The sequence below is a fragment of the Micromonospora sp. RP3T genome, assembly GCF_003027925.1.
GTDB lineage: Bacteria > Actinomycetota > Actinomycetes > Mycobacteriales > Micromonosporaceae > Micromonospora.
Map to the genome: position 1 here is coordinate 1 of NZ_PYPS01000045.1, position 18,648 is coordinate 18,648.

An 18,648-nucleotide genomic window follows, 5' to 3' on the forward strand; every position below is an offset into this window, starting at 1 on the left:
ACGCGGCTACCAGCGTCCGACTAACCCACGACCTCACACGGACCAAGGAGCGACGACGTCAGCGAGCGACCGACACGATTTTCAGCCCGGAACGGGCCACCTCGCCAGAGGCGACAAGGACTAACCCTGCCTCCTCCTCACCTCTCATCCCTTTACCATCTCCCCCCTTCCCCACCCTGCGGCCTGAGCGACCCTGCGGAACCGTTCGGCAACTTCGTCCGCCGCGGCTGGCCTGCCGGATCTCGTGCTGCTCGGGATCGCCGGCATCGGGTGGAAGGTGTCCGCCTGGCCCCTGGTCGTCCTTCGGGACTCGCCACCGGGTCACCTCACTGACCCAGGTGTGACGCGCGGGGCGGGGCGTGGGGTTCGGGCCGGTTGATTTTCCGCCCCGGCGCCGTAGGCGGCCGGGGCGGCGGCTCCGCAGGAGCCGTTTGCCGCGCCCCGGCCCGCGCCGCGCGGAGCGCGCTTGATCTAGTACAGGCCAATTCGGCAACAGATCACGGACAGCGCGCCGAGCCGACCGAGCCGGAACGGCACAAGACCACAACGGCTGTCGTCATCCGGAAGCGACGCCGGGAACGAACGGGCTCGCCATGCGTGTGATGGCTCGTTGCTCTCACCGGCTCGCCCCTGGTCACTCGAAAGCTCCTCACACCGCTGACACCTTGGATCGCCTCACCATCGGCCCATGCGGACCCGAACTACCGCATCCCCTCCCTCAGAACGCCGAAAGGGCGGCTCCCTCAGAAGCCGCCCTCCGCCCTGCTGCCTGCAACTACGCCAGTGGCAATGCCTCGACGGTCCGCCACTCGTACATCTGCTGATCGCGGTGCATCTCGATGAGGTCGACATGGGTGATGGTCACAGGGGCCTGCTCGACCTTCGCCCGGCTGACCGTCTCGATGTAGGGCGCTGATGGTCCGTCCGCGGTGAGGTAGGCGACGCTGACGTGAGGCCGGAACTTCTCGGCGTTCTCGGGCACCTGCTCTTCCCCGAACACGCGGCCAATCGCAGTCCGCGTCAGCCGCCGCAACTCCTGTACTGGCTGCGGAGGTTCGGCGGGCATGACGATTGCTTCGTCCACGACGACCACCGAACCGAACTTCACCTCAAACGCCGGAACAGCGGCTAGCAGGTTGCGGGTCTCCTCCGCGAGCTGGTTGAGGTCAGCCGGCTGGATCTCGTCGGCGAAACCGACGCCCTGCATGGTGAGGTGCAGCCACTGGTCCGGGATCAGGGTCAGGCTGGGCATCTCGGCGAGAGCGGTCCGGTAGGTGGCGGCCAGGTCGTACAGAGCTGGTTGGTTGTCGAAAGTGATGTGGAAGGCGAAGAAGCGCCGCCCGACGTGCCAGCCAGGGCGCCACCACCAGTGGTTGCGTACCTGATCGGCGTTCTGGCCGGGCGGAAGGTCTGCGAGGGACACCTAGCCTCCTCAGATCTCGGATGGGGCGTCAGGTTCGGCCGGTTCGGGTTCCACCTCGTACTCATCGATCACGACGATGCGATCCGCCGGCCACACCGACTCGGAGACTTCCAGCACGGAGCCGTCCTCCGCTCGGGCGACGTGGATCACCTGCATCACCGGCGCTCCCGTTGGCAGCTCCAACGCTGCTGCTTCTTCGGCTGTGGGCAGCCGGGAGAACCAGTGGTCGCGGGCAGTGGTGTAGCGCTTGCCGCTCAGCTCTTCGAGGCAGAGGAACAGGGCCTTCGGCACCACCTTGGGCTCTTCGAGGTAGGTTCCGCCGGCAACCTCAGTGAGGATGTAGCTCGCCCCGATCTCCTCGGGCCGACCGGTCTCTCGGTCATAGAGGTGCCGACGGCGGACCACTACCTCTGTGCCCACCGGCAGATCCATCGCTGCGGCGATCTCGCCTCCGACCGGCGCCCGGCCTGCAAACACGATCTCGTGACGCAGATGAGCGGTGAGCAGCTTCTGATCGCTCCGAGCCCGGCCATACCGGTGCCGTGAGCGGCGTTGAAGGCGCCGGCTTTCACGCACGAACGTGCCGACACCATGTCGGGACTCGATCAGTCCTTCTGCCCTGAGAACGCCGATGGCGTTACGTAGAGTGATCGGACTGACTCGGAATCGCTCGGCCAATGCCGTCTCGGCCGGCAGGCGTTCGCCTACCTTGATCTGGCCATCGCGGATACTCCGCCGCAGCTCTGCTGCGATCTGCAGGTATTTGGGCGCCCTTGCGCCCAGGTCGTCGGTCATCGCCGTCCTAACTCGGTCGGTCCTCTCAAGGACAACCCCTCTACTTCACTGTACGTGTGTTGAACGGCTCACGCACCGGCCCTTCTCGCGACTCGCGCCAAACGAAGTCCTATAGAGGACTTGTGGACGCCTTCTCGCTCCGCTACGGTCCTCTATAGGTCTATATGAGTAGGCGGAGCGTTACAGACGCGTGGAGGTTGAGAGCGATGGCTCTTCGTGGTGGTACTCGGTTCTCTGTTCCGTTCGAGGCGGTGTTTCCGCATGGCGCGGTGTTCGTGCCGGATTCGATCGCGGAGGCGCAGGACTTCAACGAGGTGACTCGTCAGCGGACGCCGGCGAAGGACAAGGTGACGGGGCAGCGGGTGTGGCAGTGCCGGGTGATGGACATGGATCCGGAGTTGGGGTCGCGGTCGCGTGAGGTGGCGATCAAGATCCTGGCCGATGTGCAGCCGGTTCCGCCGGTGGGTCCGTTCGAGCGGGTGGAGTTCGAGGGCCTGAACGTGACGCCTTACGTCGGTTCGAATGGCCGGCTGGCGTTCTCCTACCGGGCTACGGCTCTGGTGGCGCCGAAGACCCTGGCTGAGTCGCGTGGGAAGGCGGCGTGATGGCGGGGCTGCACATGACGGCGAACGTGCACGTGAAGCCGGAGACGGAGCTGTCGTTCTCGCTGTACCCGATCGATGACCGGGTGACGGTGCAGATCGGTGGGACCGGTGGTGACGTGACCCTGTTCCTGCCGCGTAGCGAGATCGAACGGTTGGCCGGTGTGCTGGCCGAAGCGCGTGAATCCCTGTCGGTGCCGGCCGTGAAGGCGGCTGCCTGATGTTCGGCCGAAAGCGCTCCGAGTCGGAGCCGGTGCGTCGGGACCAGGTGATGAAGCTGATCAACCTGGGGATGAAGGAGACCGACGCCGCTGACCGGGACATCGAAAGCCCGGCCTTCATCAAGGCCCGCGACGCGTTCAACAGCGCGTTGGGCAACGCGACCCCGGCGGAGAAAGACGCAGTGTTCGACGCGCTCAAGCGGCACGGCTACTGAATGTGGCGCGGGGCGGCTCATGCCCTAGGAAAGCCGGCCGCCCCCGCTGCCCTCCACAACCCATCTCGACCTGGAGAGGCAGGTTCATCATGCCTGTTGTCCTGAACTGCACGCGCGGGAAGGCCGCGTGATGGCCACCGACAACGCTGGCCCGGTGCGCCGGGAGCAGGTGACGAAGCTGATCCGTCTGGCCCGCGCGGAAGACCGGGCCGCCGACCGCGACATCTTGAGCGCGGAGTTCGAGCAGGCACGCGCCGCAACGTATGCGGCTCTGCGGGAGTCGACGCCGGAGGAGAAGTACCAGGCTCGGCGGGCTCGCCGGTCCGCCAACAACTGACTGAACGTGGCGCGGGGCGGCCCATGCCCTAGGAAAGCCGGCCGCCCCGCTGCCCTCCACAACCCATCTCGGCCTGGAAGGGCAGGTTCATCATGCCTGTTGTCCTGGACTGGACGCGTACTGCGGGTGCCGGCGAGCCGGCCCCGTGTGTCATCTGCGCTAAGCCCGCCATCTGTCGGAGCCCGGCGGGCAAGCCGGTGCACAAGGTCTGCGCAGAGGCGTGGATCGAGCAGCGCAACACCAACGACCGCCGGGCGGTGGCGTGATGCGGGCGCCGCTGGTCAACTTCCGCCGGTTCCAGATCAGCGCTCCCTGGCCCCTGGTCTGGACCGTCACCGCCGTGTTTCTCCTGTTCCGGCTCGTCGCCGCCGTGGTGCGCCTCGGTGTGTTCGTAGTGCGGCACTGGCGGGCCTGGCCGCTCGTCGCCCTGGTCCTGCTCGCCGTCGACACCTACCGGGCGCACGGGTGGTGGCCTCACGCCCTGGTCGCCGTCGTTCTCGCCGCTGCTGGCGGCTGCTGGTGGTGGCGGGGCCGGGACTCGTTCCATCGCCACGTCGTCCTGCGGGCCGTCTCCCTCTGGCGGCGGCTGTGGGTGTATCGGCGGCAGTGGCACGAGGTGATGTCGCTGTGTGGGCTGGTGAAGAAGTACGACGGCGGTGAGGTGCTGCCGCGGCTGTTGTCGGTGCGCTGCTCCTACGCCACTGACGAGCTGGTGCTGCGGATGCCGAAGGGCCAGAACCCGGAGGTGTACCACAAGGCCGCCCGGGACCTGGCGTACTCGTTCGGCACCCGGCACTGCCGGGTCTTCTCCACCCGCCGCCACCCGACCCCACACCGCACCGGGCGTCTCGCCGTCGTGCTGCGGCTGATCGACCGGGTGCGCCTGCGGGATCGGCCCCGGCAGGTGTGGCTGGTGTTCATCCGCCGCGACCCGCTCACCCGCATCGTCGCTCCACTGCCGGTGCCGGCCCGACCGGACTTCACCGCACTGCCGCTCGGTCTGCGGGAGGACCTCGCCGCGTACTGCTTCCGGCTCCTGGCCACGCACGTGCTGATCGGCGGCGCTACCCGAATGGGCAAGGGCTCCGTCATCTGGTCCCTACTGCGCGCCCTGGCTGCCGGGATTCGGTCGGGGTTGGTACGGGTGTGGGCGATCGACCCGAAGGGCGGCATGGAACTGGCGATCGGCCGGCCGCTGTTCTCCCGCTACGTCGACGACGACTGGCACCGCATGGCGGACCTGCTCGAAGACGCCGTGGCTCGGATGCGCGCTCGTCAGCAGATCCTGCGCGGCAAAGCCCGCGTCCACACCCCGACCGTCGATGAGCCTCTGATCGTCGTCGTCATCGACGAAATCGCCGCCCTGCTGGCCTACCTGCCCGACTCGGAGGTGCGGCAGCGGATCGCTCAGGCGCTCGGGTTGCTGCTGTCGCAGGGTGCCGGCCTCGGCGTCCTGGTCGTCGCCGCCACCCAGGACCCGCGCAAGGAAGTCGTCTCGGTGCGCGACCTGTTCCCGACCCGCATCGCCCTCGGCCTGACCGAACGCGGCCACGTCGACCTGCTCCTCGGAGACGGCGCCCGCGACCGGGGAGCCCTGGCGGATCAGATCCCACTGTCGGGCAAGGGCGTGGCGTACGTGCTGCTCGATGGTCAGCCCGAACCGGCCCGTGTCCGTTTCTCCTACCTCTCCGATGACGTGATCCGCGACATGGCCGCCACGTTCCCGGCCCCGCCGGAGACGCAGCCCGAACCCGTCATCCAGCCCGCGCCCAAACCGCGAGCTGGCAACGGCAACGGTCGGCACACCTACCGGCCGACCCCGCCGAAGCAGGCCGCGCCGCTGCTGCCGCCGTCACTGCTCAACGCCCTGGACCTCAACGCCACGAACGGGAGTGACCCCCGATGAACCACGAGATGACCGAGGGCGCTGCGGTGCGGATGCCCTACGCCGACGAACCCGACCAGCAGACCGCGGAGCCGCGCCGCTTCTACCGGCTGCGCGCCCCGCACATCGACAAGGCATCGGTGCCAGTGACGGTCCGGGTCACCCCGGACGCCGACCTCTACATCGCCGTGGGTGCCGGCCGGCGCCGCATGTACCTCACCCCCGCTGAGGCGTGGGCGCTGTGGCGCTGCCTGTCCGAAGCCGTCGCGTCGACCGGTGAGCCGCCGGAGTGGATTCGCGTGCACGTCAACCCCACCACCCGCTGACCCGCCTGCCTGCTTGGAGATCCTGATGGCTACCCGTCGTCTCAACCTTCGGCCGATCCGCCGGACCTGCCTCGACCTGCTCCACGTCGACCCCGACCAGTCCTGCCCCTACTGCGCCCCCGACCCCGACGCCACCGACGTGATCGCTGCCGCGCTGCGTCAGCACGCCGAGATTGCCGCCGAAGACGCCGAAGCGTGGGGGTGGGCGGCATGAACCCGCAGATCTGGTCCTGGCTACTCATGGCCGTCGGTGTCACCGGCCTGTGGCTGGCCGGCAAGCGCTCCTGGACCGGCTGGGCCGTCGGCCTCGCTGGCCAAGGACTGTGGCTGGCCTACGCCATCGCGACCCGCCAGTGGGGCTTCCTGGCCTCCTGCTTCGTCTACGGCGCGGTCTACCTGCGCAACCTGCACGCCTGGCTCCGCCCCACCCCGTCGACGCCGGCCGTCCCACCGGCCCCGGCTCACGTGGAGCACAACCCCCCGGCTGCGGCGCCGCGTCCCCGCCGCCAGCACACCGGCCCGGCCCGCTGCCTCACCCCGTACTGCCTGCTGCACGCTACGCACTGGCACGACGGCGCACCGCGCTGCCTGCCCTGCGCCAACGCCTGCATCCGCGAGGAAGGACTCACCGGCGTCGAGCCGGTCCCCGGCAGTGATGCCGACTTCGCCGCCTACTACCTGACCCGCGACATGAACCCGGCCCTGCGCACGGACGGTGCCCGCTGATGCGCCGCTACCTCACCACCGACGGCCTCGAAGCCGTCGCCCTGGTCCTCATCCTCCTCGTGGTCGCCGGAACCGCCGGGTGGGCGTCGTTCTCCCACGTCCACGACTGGACCATGCGCCACGTCCCCGACGGCACCCCCGACGCCTTCGGCTGGGCCAACGCCGTCCTGTCCGACCTCGTCCCGGTGGCGTGCCTGCTCGACATCCGCCGCCGTCGACGCCGCCGGGACCCGATCGGCTACCCGGTGTTCCTGATGCTGGCCTTCGCCGCGTTCTCCCTCGCCGCCCAGCTCGCCGTCGCGGATGCCAGCCCGTCCGGGTGGCTGTTGTCCGCGCTCCCGGCGTTGGCGTTCATGGCCCTGACCAAGCTCGTCTTCACCGGCACCCCCACCCCGGCACCCGCCCCCGCCCGGCCGACCCCGGCACCGGCACCGGCTCCCGTGCGGGAGGCCGTCGACGCCGAACCCGTCAACGTCCCGACCACCCCGGCGCCCGTCTTCGCCCCGCCCGCTCCGTCCTCGGCTGCGGCTGTCGGCCCGGTCCGGTCGGCGCTCGTGTCGTCGGTCGTCCAGGCACCGCGCAACGGCCACATCGTCTCCGAGGTGACCCGATGACCCGCTCACTCACCCACCGCACCCCCACCCCGCCGGCCACCCTGACCCGCCGCGTCGTCGGGACGCCGGCTGAAGTCGCCGCCGCCCTCGCCGTCCTGCGCGAGTCGGGCCGGCTGATGTTCGCCGACCGCCCCCGCCACCACCCCGACGGCCGCGTCACGGTCACCGTCCGGTTCCTCGACACAGCCCGCACCGCCCCGCCGTCCGTGGTGCGTCGGCTGCGCCGGGGCCGGGTCATCGCCGCCACCGCCATCACTACCGCGGCTGTCGGTGCCCTGGCCGGCATCGGCTACCTCGCCGTTCAGATCGCCCACACCGTCCAGCGGGCCGCACCTGCGGTCGTCGGCGTGGTCCTGGTCCTCATCGTCCTGGCTGTGTTGCTGCTGCGCCGCAAGGCCACCTGCGGCGGGCTGCACTGCTCGGGATGCCGGCACTGACCGCCATGCGTCGGCCCACCTACTGCGCGCGCTGCCGTAGGTGGGCCACCGCCCTCATCGAAGCCGGCCACCCCGGCACCGGCCGCTACCGAGCCGAAACCACCTGCCCCCGCCACGAACCCGCTGCCCGCCGCTGGGCCAGCCACGCCGGCCCACCCCGCACCACACCCATCGGCCCCGCACCCGCTGTCCTGTTCGAGCTTCCGGAGGTGACCCGATGACCGCCCCGACCCTGCCCGGCCTCGCCCCCGACCCGGTGCCGCCCGCCGACCCGGTGACCATCCCGGCCGACGTCGCACCGGCGCCCGGCACTCGTGCCGCTCGCCTCTCGCTGCCGATGTCGCGCAAGGTCCTCACGGAGATGGCCGCGGAGTACGGCGTCTGCCTACACCCGGTCACCCTGCGCCGCACCGACCTACACACCGGCCTGACCGAAGTCGTGGACCTGCCCTGCGGCTCCACCCGCGAAGACAAGTGCGAGCCCTGTGCGAAACGCGCCCGCCGGCTGCGGCAGACGCAGATCCGGGAGGGCTGGCATCGCACCGACGAACCCGCACCCGCCCCCAACCCGGCGACCGACGCGCAACGCGAGTTGATCCTGCTGCGCGCGCATCTGGAGTTCGCCCGCGACGAAGCCCAACGCGCCGCCCAGTTCGACCAGCTCCCCGACATCGACGAGGCGATCGGGGAGGTAGAGGAAGCTATCGCCGCCGAAGGACTCCGCGGCACGGTCGCCCCCGCCCACGACTCCGACGACGACGACAGCCACGGCCGGCGCAAGCGCTCCACCCGCCGCCGCCAGGACGCACCCGACCTACCCCGCAAGAAGGTCGAGCCGCGCACCGTCGGGAAGGTCTACACCGCCCCCGACGGCACCGAACACCGGCCGTCCATGTGGCTATCGCTGACCCTCGACACCTACGGGCGGGTCCTGCCCGACGGCACCCCGGTCGACCCCGCCACGTACGACTACCGGCGGGCCGCCTGGGATGCGGTGCACTTCGCCCGGCTGTTGGACCGGTTCTGGCAGAACCTGCGCCGCTGCGCCGGCTGGAACGTCCAATACGCCGGCTGCGTCGAGCCCCAACGACGCCTCGCCCCCCACGCCCACTTCGCTATCCGAGGCACGATTCCGCGTGCGGTGCTGCGCCAGGTTGCCGCCGCCACCTACCACCAGGTGTGGTGGCCATCGGCTGACGAACCCGTCTACACCCTCGACCGGCCCCCGGTCTGGGATACCGACCGCGCGGAGTGGGTCGACCCGGAGAGCAGGGAACCGCTGCGCTCGTGGGCTGACGCCCTGGACCTCATCGACACCGACCCCGACGCGCAACCCGCCCACGTGGTCCGCTTCGGCCCACAGGTCCACGCCGAAGGAGTCACGCCGGGCACCGTGCACGCGAATCGCACGATCGGCTACATCACGAAGTACATCACCAAGTCCGCGGCTGACTGCCACAAGCCCGAGACTGACCGGCAGCGGGACCACCTCGACCGGCTCTGGCACGAACTGCGGGTCACGCCGTGCAATGAGCGGTGCGCGAACTGGCTGCTCTACGGCATCCAACCGAAGAAGGCCCACGGGCGCCTGCAAGCCGGCCGCTGCAAGGCCAAGGTCCACCAGCGGGCCACCCTCGGCATCGGCGGCCGACGCATCCTCGTCTCCCGCGACTGGTCCGGCAAGACCCTCGCCGACCACCGCGCCGACGCCCGCGCCTGGGTCCGCAACCTCCTCGGCGTCACCACCGGCGCCACCGACGCCGACACCGTCGACCAGAACGACCCACCCGCCTACGCCTGGGAGATGGCCCGACCCGACGACCCTGACCTACCACCGCTGCAACACCGACTCCTCAAAGCCCTATCCCAACGCGCCCAATGGAAAGCCGCCCTGCGCGCTGCCCAGGATCGAGCGAGCACCGGTTTCCCCGAGGCAGGTCAACTTCTTCGCCGAGGACTACTACCAGCAGTACCTGGCCCCGACAGCGGTCGTGCCGCCGACCGGAAGGAGATGGCGTGATGACTATCGCCAGTCACCCCCGCGCAGTCGCGCCCAGGAGCGTCCGCCCCGCCGAAGCCGCCGCGCTTCTCGGCGTCTGCCGGGACACCGTCTACGTGCTGATGCGCTCCGGCCGTCTCCGGTCGATCAAGGCTGGTCGGGCTCGCCTGATCCCGCTGACGGCGATAGACGATTTCCTGTCGGCTGATGAGGAGTTCGCGGCATGACCGGCCGTCGTCGGGCTCATGGGGAAGGCTCGGTGTACGAGCAGCGGCCGGGCGTGTGGGCTGCGGTGATCGACCTCGGGTGGATCGACGGAAAGCGAAAGCGGAAATACGTCTACGCCAAGACCGAGGCGGAAGCGGTCCGCAAGCGCGACGAGCTGCGGCGCCAACTCCAACTCGGCGTCGACCTCACCGCCCAGCCTCGGACCGTCGAAGCCTGGTTGACCGAATGGCTGAGGGACGTGAAAGCCCACGACGGCACCCGACCGTCAACACTCGTCCGCTACCGCCTGGCCGTGACCAAGCACCTGGTGCCGGGACTGGGTCGGGTAAAGCTCGACCGGCTGACGCCTCGGGAGGTACAGCGGTTCCTCACCGGGCTCCGCGGCAAGCTCGCGCCGGCCAGCATCATCAAGGTGCACGCGGTGCTGCGCGTCGCCCTGGCCGACGCTGAGCGAATGGACCTCGTCGCGCGCAACGTCGCCAAGGCGGCCAAGCCACCGGCCCTCGGTCGGGTCGAACGACGGGCTCTGACCCCCGAAGAGGCCAAGGAGCTGCTGTCGGTGCTCACCGGCGACCGGCTGGAGTCCCTGTTCGTGCTGGCGCTGGCCACCGGGCTTCGTCGGGCGGAACTGCTGGGCCTGCGCTGGTCGGATGTCGACCTGCCCGGTAAGGCATTGTTCGTCCGCCAGACGCTCCAGCGCACCGATCGCGGGTTGGAGTTCGTGCCGCCGAAGACGCACCGGTCGAGTCGTCCCTTGCCGCTGTCCGCGCTGGCGGTGCGGGCGTTCGAGTCTCAGCGGGTTCGGCAGGCCAAGGAACGGCCCGCGGCGGGGGAGCTGTGGTCGGACTTCGGGTTGGTCTTCGCCAGCACGATCGGCACCCCGATGGAGCCGCGGAACGTCAACCGGCGCTTCGAGCAGCTTCGGGCCGTGGCCGGCTTGGACTGGCTGCACCTGCACGACCTGCGGCACGCGTTCGCCACGTTCCTGCTCGACCAGGGCGAGGAGCTGCGCACGGTGATGGAGCTGCTCGGGCACTCCACGATCCGGATGACGGCCGACACCTACGGGCACGTCCTGCCGGCGCGGGCTCGTCAGGCTGCCTCGGCCATCGACCGGGTTCTCGGTGAGGAGGAAACGGCGTGACCGCTTGGCTGTACGAATGGCTGTACTCGGACCCGAGATCAACCAAGGAAAGTGCTGGTGGAGCCCAGGGGACTCGAACCCCTAACCCCTGCCTTGCAAAGGCAGTGCTCTGCCAGTTGAGCTAGGGCCCCGAGACGGCGCTCAGCGCAGGTCGGGAGCGGTGGTCGCCTCGTGCCACAGGGCGCGCTCGTCGTTCGACGCCTTGACCTTCTTGGCCACGACGGCGGCCACCCCGACGATGCCGGCCAGGATCAGGAGCTTCTTGAACATGGGATTGACCCCTTGCGCTCGACTACCGTCGGACGATGTGCGGTGGGGCTAGCTGGAATCGAACCAGCGACCTCAGAGTTATCAGCTCTGCGCTCTAACCGACTGAGCTATAGCCCCGCGTGGCGACGAGCAAGGTTAACCCATGCCCGCCAGCGCGCCCAAATCGGGGGGCCCGTGGCGGAAGCACCCGCGCCGTCCCGAACCTACCCGGACGCGCGACGCCGGGGCGACCGCTTTACGCGGTGCCCCGGCGTCGTCGAATCAGTCCCGCTCGGCGAGCGTCAGCTCGATCCCGCCGACCAGGTCGGCGCAGACGTTGTAGACGAACGCGCTCAGCGTGGCCAGCGCGGTGAACAGCACCACGTTCACCAGGCCGATCAGTGCGGACGTGAGAATCACGCCCTTCGCGGTGATGCGGAACCCGCCGCCGCCCGAACCGCCGCCGGCGTTCACCAGGTCGGTCAGGCTGTCGTTGACGCTCTTGAACACACCCATCGCGTCGAGAGCGAGGTAGAGCACCGACGTGGCCACCACCACCACGATGAAGAGCACCACCGAGACCGCGAAGGCGAACTTCATCACGGACCACGGGTCGATGCGCTTCAGGTTCAGCCGGGCCCGGCGCGGCCCGCGCGAAGCGGCCGAACCGACCGAGGTACGCGCGGCGCGTACCGCCTCACCCACGCGCGCGGCACCGACCGCTGCCGCGCCGCTGATGCCCGGCGGCAGGCCGCCGCCGTTGGCGGGGCGTCCCGGGTTGCCGCCGGCCGGACCGGTGGCCTCGGGTGCCCCCTTCGGGGCGGTGCCCAGGCCGGCGCCGATGCGCGGCTGGGTGCCGGTGGTGCCGGTGGAGGCCCGGGCGGTGGCCGTCGGCCTGGCCGGCGGTGTGTTCGTGGCGGGCTTCGCCGCGGCCGGAGCCGCGAAGCCGTCGGCCGACGTCGGCGCGTCGATCCTGGTCTCGGTCGCCTCGCGGGACTCCGAACCGTCGGCCGGCTTGTCGGGAGGCGGGGCCATGCCGGGGGCCCGGGTGAACTTCGGGGCAGGCGCGTCGGCGGGGACCGTGGCCCGACCCACGGCCGCACGGCCGGTCGCTGGTGTACCGCCCTGCGCGGCCTCCTCGTCGACCGGGGTGGCCGAGGTCCCCTTGTTCCCCGACTTCGCCTGTGTCTCCGTCATCAACTAGTCCTGTTCGTCAGGCTCGTCGGCATTGCGAGCAATCGCCACGATAGTCACGCCGTCCGGGAGGTCCATCAGCTTGACCCCCATTGTGTTCCGGTCACGCGTACGGCGTACAGGCTTCACCGGAGTCCGGATGACGCCGCCGTTGCTCGTGATGGCGAACAGCTCGTCCTCCGGATCGATCACGACCGCGCCGACCAGACCACCGCGTCGCTCGGTGATCTTCGCAGTCAGCACGCCCTTACCTCCCCGGCCCTGGACCGGGTATTCCTCGATCGGGGTACGTTTCGCGAACCCCCCGTTCGTCGCCACCAGCACGTCCAGGCCCTCTCGGACGACCTCGACGGCGAGCAGCTCGTCCTCACCGCTGAAGCGCATGCCGATCACCCCCGAGGTGGCCCGGCCCATCGGACGCAGCGCCTCGTCGGTGGCATTGAAGCGGATCGCCTGTGCGTTCTTGGAAACCAGCAACAGGTCGTCCTCCGGCGCCACCAGCACCGCACCGACCAGCTCGTCCTCATCGCGCAGGTTGACCGCGATGATGCCGCCGGAACGGTTGGAGTCGAACTCCTCGAGCCGCGTCTTCTTCACCAGGCCGTTCTTCGTGGCCAGTACCAGGTAGGGCGCCACCTGGTAGTTCGGGATTTCGATGATCTGCGCGATCTGCTCGTCCGGTTGGAACGCGAGCAGGTTGGCCACGTGCTGGCCCTTGGCCACCCTACTGGCCTCGGGAAGCTCGTACGCCTTCGCCCGGTAGACCCGACCCTTGTTCGTGAAGAACAGGATCCAGTCGTGGGTAGAGCATACGAAGAAGTGGCTCACGATGTCGTCCTGCCGGAGCGTCGCCCCGCTCACGCCCTTGCCGCCACGCCGCTGCGACCGGTACAGGTCGACCTTGGTCCGCTTCGCGTACCCGGTGCGGGTGATCGTCACGACCACGTCCTCGCGGGCGATGAGGTCCTCCATCGAGACCTCGCCGTCGAACGGCACGATCTTGGTGCGCCGGTCGTCGCCCCACTTCGCCACGATCTCGCCCAGCTCGTCGGAGACGATCTTCCGCTGCCGCTCCGGCTTCGCCAGGATGTCCTTGAGGTCGGCGATCTCCACCTCGAGCTTGGCCAGGTCGTCCAGGATCCGCTGCCGCTCCAACGCGGCCAGGCGGCGAAGCTGCATGTCCAGGATCGCGGTCGCCTGGACCTCGTCGATCTCCAGCAGCCGGATCAGCCCCTGTCGGGCGTCCTCCACCGTCGGCGAACGCCGGATCAGCGCGATCACCTCGTCCAGCGCGTCCAGCGCCTTGCTCAGGCCGCGCAGGATGTGCGCCCGCTCCTCCGCCTTGCGCAGCCGGAACGCGGTCCGCCGACGGATCACCTCGATCTGGTGCTCGACGTAGTAGCGGATGAACTGCGCCAGGTTCAGCGTGCGCGGCACGCCGTCGACAAGCGCCAGCATGTTGGCGCCGAACGTCTCCTGGAGCTGGGTGTGCTTGTAGAGGTTGTTCAGCACCACCTTGGCGACCGCGTCGCGCTTGAGCACCAGCACGATCCGCATGCCGGTACGCCCGGAGGACTCGTCCCGGATGTCGGCGATGCCGGCGAGCTTGCCCTCCTTGATCAGCTCGGCGATCCGCTCGGCGAGGTTGTCCGGGTTGACCTGGTAGGGCAGTTCGCTGACCACGAGCGCCGGCCGGCCCCGCTTGTCCTCCTCCACCTCGACCACGGCGCGCATCCGGATCGAGCCGCGCCCGGTCCGGTAGGCGTCCTGGATGGCCTGCTGGCCGACGATCAGGCCGTAGGTTGGGAAATCCGGGCCCTTGACGATCTCCAGCAGCGCTTCCAGCGTGGTCGCCTCGTCGGCCTCCGGGTGCTCCAGGCACCACTGCACCGCCGCGCCGATCTCCCGCAGGTTGTGCGGCGGGATCTTGGTGGCCATGCCGACCGCGATGCCCTCGGAGCCGTTGATCAGCAGGTTCGGGATCCGCGACGGCAGGATGGTGGGCTCCTTGGCCCGGCCGTCGTAGTTGTCCTGGAGGTCGACGGTGTCCTCGTCGATGTCCCGCAGCATCTCCATGGCCAGCGGGTCGAGCTTGCACTCGGTGTTGTGGCTGACGAAGCCGTCAGAGATGAAGGAGTGGTCGTCGGTGTCGACCCGGATGCTGTAGACCGGCTGCACGCCAGCGTCAGTGACCTCGGTCACCTCGGCGTAGTAGAACCGGCCGTCGACCAACGGCTCGACCACGTCGAGGATCCCTGGCTCGGTGATCCGGGCCGCGATCTCGTCGCGATCCCGCTCCCACCGCTCGACCCGGTCCACGTTGTGCCGGCGCAGCCAGTCGCGTTCGGTCCACCGCGTGGCGCCGTGCTCCCGGATGAAGTCGCCGACGAACGGCACCATGTCGCCGGAGAGCGCCGTGCTGCTCGCCGGCACCTGGGCCAGCTCGGACTCCAGCTTGGCCTGCTTACGGCCGAGGAAGCCGACGTGCGCGGCGAAGATGCGCGCGTCCCGCCGGTTGGTGATGACGACCTTGATCTCGCCGTCGTCGTAACGGCACTGCCGGCTGATGACGCCGAACTCCAGCAGGAGCTGCTGGACCTCGCGGGCCAGGCGCTCGCTGCGGGTGGAGTACGAGATCTGGATGGTGCGGCGGGGCAACAGCGACGACGACCCGTCGCCCTCGAACAGCGCCTGGAGGAAGGCGCGCTTCACCGCGGCCGGCCCTCGCCAGACGAACTCCGGCACGAACTTGGCGGCGCTACGCGCCCCGACCAGGTCACCCAGCGCCGTCTTGGCAAGCTGCCGAATGCTCGCTCGCACTCGGTGCAAGGTCTTACCCGACGGCAAGACTTCTTCGCCGAACCAGCGCTTGCCGCCAACGGCAAGGTCGAAGGCCGCGACAACTCGGGTGAAGAACTCCCGGTCCGCGTTGGCGAACTCGACCCACTCGTCGGAGATCCAGCCCTCGCTTACGAGCGCGCCGGCAAGGACGGCCGCCTCGACGTGCTCCAGCATCGGGTAGCCGATCTCGTCCGGCACGGTGCGCTGAAGGACCACGCGATCGCCGGGCGTGATCTCGTCGAGCAGCTTCCACAGCAGGGTCGGCACGCCGGCCACGTTCACCAGGCAGAGCACCGGGTGGTTGTGGGTGCCGGTCAGCTCGTATCCCTCGCGGGTGCGCAGCCGCAGCGTGGGGTGCTCACCGGAGTGGAAGAACTTCGAGGCACGGACCAGGTCGCCGTTGCGGTCGCGGACCTTGAGCTCGACGTCGGTCTCGCTGCTCGGCGCGGCGTCCGGCACGACGTCGCCGATCCTGACGCTACCATCAAGGGTGCGAATGCGGACATCTGCCGTAATACAGTATCTCATGGCCGCGGCCGGATCATTTCCGGGCGAGCCGAAGTTGCCGTTGCCGTCGACCAGCGGGTAGCGCAGCGCCCAGGACTGCGCCATCCGGACCAGCGCGTCGTAGATGGCCGAGTCGCCGTGCGGGTGGAACTGGCCCATCACGTCACCGACGACGCGGGAGCACTTCACGTAGCCCCGGTCCGGCCGGTAGCCGGAGTCGAACATGGCGTAGAGGATCTTGCGGTGGACCGGCTTGAGCCCGTCCCGCACGTCCGGCAGGGCGCGCCCGACGATGACACTCATCGCGTAGTCGAGGTACGAGCGCTGCATCTCGACCTCGAGGCCGACCGGCTCGATGCGGTCGTGCTGGACGACCGCAGCCAGTGTCTCCGGGGTCTCCGGCTCGTTCGGGGTGGACTCGGGAAGATCGGTCACTGTTAACCCTTATCAGACTCAGAGTCGTGATCTAGCTGTGGATAACGGCTGTGGAAAGCGGCCAGGCTGTGGATAACTCTGTGGACCACCGGGCCGGTCGGTGGATCTCCGGCCGGCCCGGGCACGCGTCCGTCAGATGTCCAGGAACCGCACATCCTTGGCGTTGCGCTGGATGAACGACCGGCGCGCCTCGACGTCCTCGCCCATCAGAACGCTGAACAACTCGTCCGCGGTGGCGGCGTCGTCGAGCGTGACCTGGCGCAGCGTACGGGTGGCCGGGTTCATGGTGGTCTCCCACAGCTCCGGGTAGTTCATCTCGCCGAGGCCCTTGAACCGCTGGATGTCGTCCGGCTTGGCGTTGGGCTTCTTCTGCTGACGCAGCGCGATCAGCCCGTCGCGCTCCCGGTCGGAGTACGCGTACTGGGCGTCGTCGCCCTTCTTGTTCCACTTGATCTTGTAGAGCGGTGGGGCGGCCAGGTAGACGTGCCCCAGCTCGACGAGCGGTCGCATGAAGCGGAACAGCAGGGTGAGCAGCAGGGTCTGGATGTGCTGGCCGTCCACGTCGGCGTCGGCCATCAGCACGACCTTGTGGTACCGCAGCTTCTCCATGTCGAAGTCGTCGTGGATGCCGGTGCCGAGCGCGGTGATCAGCGCCTGCACCTCGTTGTTCTTCAGCACCCGGTCGATCCGGGCCTTCTCCACGTTGAGGATCTTGCCGCGGATCGGCAGGATCGCCTGGACCCGCGGGTCACGCCCCTGCTTGGCCGAGCCGCCGGCCGAGTCGCCCTCGACGATGAAGACCTCGGACTCGCGCGGATCGGTGGACTGGCAGTCGGCCAGCTTGCCCGGCATCGAGCCGGACTCCAGCAGCGACTTGCGCCGGGCCAGCTTGCGCGCCTGCTGCGCGGCGATGCGGGCCCGGGCGGCCTGGGACGCCTTGGTGATGATGATCTTCGCCTCGGCGGGGTTGCGGTCGAACCAGTCGACAAGCGACTCGTTGCAGACCCGCTGGACGAAGCCCTTCACCGGGGTGTTGCCCAGCTTGGTCTTGGTCTGCCCCTCGAACTGCGGGTCGGTCAGCTTGACCGAGATGATCGCGGCCAGACCCTCGCGGATGTCCTCACCGGAGAGCCGCTCGTCGCCCTTGAGCAGCTTCTTCTCCGCGCCGTAGCGGTTGACCACGCTCGTCAACGCGGCCCGGAAGCCCTCCTCGTGGGTGCCGCCCTCGTGGGTGTTGATGTTGTTGGCGAAGGTGTAGACCGACTCGCCGTACGACTCGTTCCACTGCATGGCGATCTCGGCCGACATGCCGGTCTCCTCGGCGCCGAACTCGACCACCGTCTTGTGGATCGGGCTCTTCGAGGCGTTGAGGTGCCGGACGAAGTCGGCGATGCCGCCGTCGTAGTGGAACGTGACCTCGCGGGGCTTGCCCTCCTCGTCCTCCGGCACCCGCTCGTCGAGCAGGTGGATGGTGAGGCCGCGGGTGAGGAAGGCCATCTCCTGGAGGCGCCGGTAGATGGTGTGGAAGTCGAAGTCGACGGTCTCGAAGACGTCCGGGTCGGGCCAGAAGGAGACCGCGGAGCCGGTCCGGTCGGTCGGCTCGCCCTTCTCCAGCGGCGTCGGCTTCGACTGGTTGTAGCGCTGCCGCCAGACGAAGCCGTCCTTGTGGATCTCCACGGCCATCCGGGTGGAGAGCGCGTTGACCACCGATACGCCGACACCGTGCAGGCCGCCGGAGACCGCGTACGCCTTGCCGTCGAACTTGCCGCCCGCGTGCAGCACGGTCAGCGCGACCTCGACGCCCGGCTTCTTCAGCTTGGGGTGCAGGTCGACCGGGAAGCCCCGGCCGTTGTCGGTGACCCGGACGCCCCCGTCGGCCAGCAGCACCACGTCGATGGTGTCGCAGTATCCGGCCAGCGCCTCGTCCACCGCGTTGTCGACGACCTCCCACACCAGGTGGTGCAGACCGCGCTCGCCGGTGGACCCGATGTACATACCGGGCCGCTTCCGGACCGCTTCCAGGCCCTCCAGCACGGTGATGGACTCGGCGCCGTACTTCTTGTTGTCCTCCGCTGCCACGCTCGGCCACTTTCTCGCACCGGCCGCGCGTGGGCGCGGGGCGCGGGTTCGGCGGACAGGACGCGACGTCGGCGTGCCCGCGCCGCTCCCGGGATCACCAGGTCACGGATCGGGTACGCCGGGCGCCGCGGTTGCCCGCGGATCGCGATCGGCTCGGACCCGATGCGGCACAATGATCAAGGGCCCTTGGGGCCCATGTCGATCGCTCCGTGCCGGGTCTTTCGTCTCGCCCCCAATCTTACTGTGCGCAGCCGACCAAACCGCCACTCGGCACCCCTGGAGAGGCGGCTGAGAATGCCGTAGCCGGACGAACCTCGCTGCCCGCGACTCCCCCTACACGCCACCGGCACCCGCCGTGCCATCGGCCACCGCGACCGGTCCGGGCCGGCGG

At 69.3% G+C, this 18,648-nt stretch carries 19 protein-coding genes and 2 tRNA genes; 13 read left to right on the forward strand and 8 right to left on the reverse strand.

What is annotated here, in order from left to right:
* Positions 1–775 precede the first annotated feature (775 nt).
* Together C8054_RS27595 and C8054_RS27600 are read right to left on the reverse strand one after the other, a co-directional pair.
* Complete coding sequence (locus C8054_RS27595) at positions 776–1,423, reverse strand: 2'-5' RNA ligase family protein (RefSeq protein ID WP_107161921.1); 648 nt, start codon at positions 1,421–1,423, stop codon at positions 776–778.
* Positions 1,424–1,432: 9 nt separating this feature from the next.
* On the reverse strand, positions 1,433–2,218 hold the full coding sequence (locus C8054_RS27600) for a GntR family transcriptional regulator (protein ID WP_107161923.1): 786 nt from the start codon (positions 2,216–2,218) through the stop codon (positions 1,433–1,435).
* 206 nt (positions 2,219–2,424) lie between these two features.
* Between C8054_RS27600 and C8054_RS27605 the strand changes: the two genes are divergently transcribed.
* The 13 genes from C8054_RS27605 (at position 2,425) to C8054_RS27665 (ending at position 10,952) form a co-directional block, all read left to right on the forward strand.
* On the forward strand, positions 2,425–2,823 hold the full coding sequence (locus C8054_RS27605) for a transcriptional regulator (protein ID WP_107161925.1): 399 nt from the start codon (positions 2,425–2,427) through the stop codon (positions 2,821–2,823).
* Positions 2,823–3,041 carry a hypothetical protein gene (locus C8054_RS27610; protein ID WP_107161927.1) on the forward strand — a complete coding sequence of 73 codons (219 nt, stop codon included), beginning with the start codon at positions 2,823–2,825 and terminating at the stop codon, positions 3,039–3,041. The genes C8054_RS27605 and C8054_RS27610 overlap by 1 nt, the downstream gene beginning before the upstream one ends.
* Before the next feature lie 50 nt (positions 3,042–3,091).
* Positions 3,092–3,256, forward strand: a complete 165-nt coding sequence (locus C8054_RS32150; RefSeq protein ID WP_158273901.1) for a hypothetical protein — start codon at positions 3,092–3,094, stop codon at positions 3,254–3,256.
* 127 nt (positions 3,257–3,383) lie between these two features.
* Positions 3,384–3,593 carry a hypothetical protein gene (locus C8054_RS27620; protein ID WP_107161931.1) on the forward strand — a complete coding sequence of 70 codons (210 nt, stop codon included), beginning with the start codon at positions 3,384–3,386 and terminating at the stop codon, positions 3,591–3,593.
* A gap of 265 nt (positions 3,594–3,858) precedes the next feature.
* Positions 3,859–5,499, forward strand: a complete 1,641-nt coding sequence (locus C8054_RS27625; protein ID WP_233220208.1) for an FtsK/SpoIIIE domain-containing protein — start codon at positions 3,859–3,861, stop codon at positions 5,497–5,499.
* Complete coding sequence (locus tag C8054_RS27630) at positions 5,496–5,804, forward strand: spread protein (RefSeq protein WP_233220209.1); 309 nt, start codon at positions 5,496–5,498, stop codon at positions 5,802–5,804. The genes C8054_RS27625 and C8054_RS27630 overlap by 4 nt, the downstream gene beginning before the upstream one ends.
* Before the next feature lie 25 nt (positions 5,805–5,829).
* Positions 5,830–6,018 carry a hypothetical protein gene (locus C8054_RS27635; protein WP_107162016.1) on the forward strand — a complete coding sequence of 63 codons (189 nt, stop codon included), beginning with the start codon at positions 5,830–5,832 and terminating at the stop codon, positions 6,016–6,018.
* The gene (locus tag C8054_RS32910) at positions 6,015–6,530 is read left to right on the forward strand and encodes a hypothetical protein (RefSeq protein ID WP_233220210.1); all 516 of its coding nucleotides are present in this window, start codon (positions 6,015–6,017) and stop codon (positions 6,528–6,530) included. Before C8054_RS27635 ends, C8054_RS32910 begins: the two co-directional genes overlap by 4 nt.
* Positions 6,530–7,144 (forward strand): hypothetical protein, encoded by a 615-nt coding sequence (locus C8054_RS27645; RefSeq protein WP_107161936.1) that lies wholly within the window; start codon positions 6,530–6,532, stop codon positions 7,142–7,144. Before C8054_RS32910 ends, C8054_RS27645 begins: the two co-directional genes overlap by 1 nt.
* On the forward strand, positions 7,141–7,581 hold the full coding sequence (locus C8054_RS27650) for a hypothetical protein (RefSeq protein ID WP_107161938.1): 441 nt from the start codon (positions 7,141–7,143) through the stop codon (positions 7,579–7,581). The genes C8054_RS27645 and C8054_RS27650 overlap by 4 nt, the downstream gene beginning before the upstream one ends.
* A gap of 217 nt (positions 7,582–7,798) precedes the next feature.
* Positions 7,799–9,601 (forward strand): replication initiator, encoded by a 1,803-nt coding sequence (locus tag C8054_RS27655; protein WP_233220211.1) that lies wholly within the window; start codon positions 7,799–7,801, stop codon positions 9,599–9,601.
* Positions 9,601–9,807 (forward strand): helix-turn-helix domain-containing protein, encoded by a 207-nt coding sequence (locus C8054_RS27660; RefSeq protein ID WP_107162018.1) that lies wholly within the window; start codon positions 9,601–9,603, stop codon positions 9,805–9,807. The genes C8054_RS27655 and C8054_RS27660 overlap by 1 nt, the downstream gene beginning before the upstream one ends.
* Positions 9,804–10,952 (forward strand): site-specific integrase, encoded by a 1,149-nt coding sequence (locus C8054_RS27665; RefSeq protein ID WP_107161940.1) that lies wholly within the window; start codon positions 9,804–9,806, stop codon positions 10,950–10,952. Before C8054_RS27660 ends, C8054_RS27665 begins: the two co-directional genes overlap by 4 nt.
* Positions 10,953–11,007: 55 nt before the next feature.
* On the opposite strand, the gene C8054_RS27670 is transcribed toward C8054_RS27665, so the two are convergent.
* The 6 genes from C8054_RS27670 to gyrB all read right to left on the reverse strand — a co-directional run bounded on the left by C8054_RS27670 (position 11,008) and on the right by gyrB (position 18,257).
* Positions 11,008–11,083, reverse strand: a tRNA-Ala gene (locus tag C8054_RS27670).
* Between the two features lie 10 nt (positions 11,084–11,093).
* Positions 11,094–11,222: a DLW-39 family protein gene (locus C8054_RS32915; protein WP_013283222.1), complete on the reverse strand. Its 129-nt coding sequence runs from the start codon at positions 11,220–11,222 to the stop codon at positions 11,094–11,096.
* Positions 11,223–11,265: 43 nt separating this feature from the next.
* Positions 11,266–11,339, reverse strand: a tRNA-Ile gene (locus tag C8054_RS27675).
* Between the two features lie 144 nt (positions 11,340–11,483).
* Positions 11,484–12,398: a DUF3566 domain-containing protein gene (locus C8054_RS27680; protein WP_107161943.1), complete on the reverse strand. Its 915-nt coding sequence runs from the start codon at positions 12,396–12,398 to the stop codon at positions 11,484–11,486.
* Positions 12,399–12,401: 3 nt separating this feature from the next.
* Positions 12,402–16,178 (reverse strand): intein-containing DNA gyrase subunit A, encoded by a 3,777-nt coding sequence (gene gyrA / locus C8054_RS27685; protein WP_107161945.1) that lies wholly within the window; start codon positions 16,176–16,178, stop codon positions 12,402–12,404.
* 132 nt (positions 16,179–16,310) lie between these two features.
* Positions 16,311–18,257: a DNA topoisomerase (ATP-hydrolyzing) subunit B gene (gene gyrB / locus C8054_RS27690; protein WP_107161947.1), complete on the reverse strand. Its 1,947-nt coding sequence runs from the start codon at positions 18,255–18,257 to the stop codon at positions 16,311–16,313.
* Positions 18,258–18,648: the final 391 nt, after the last annotated feature.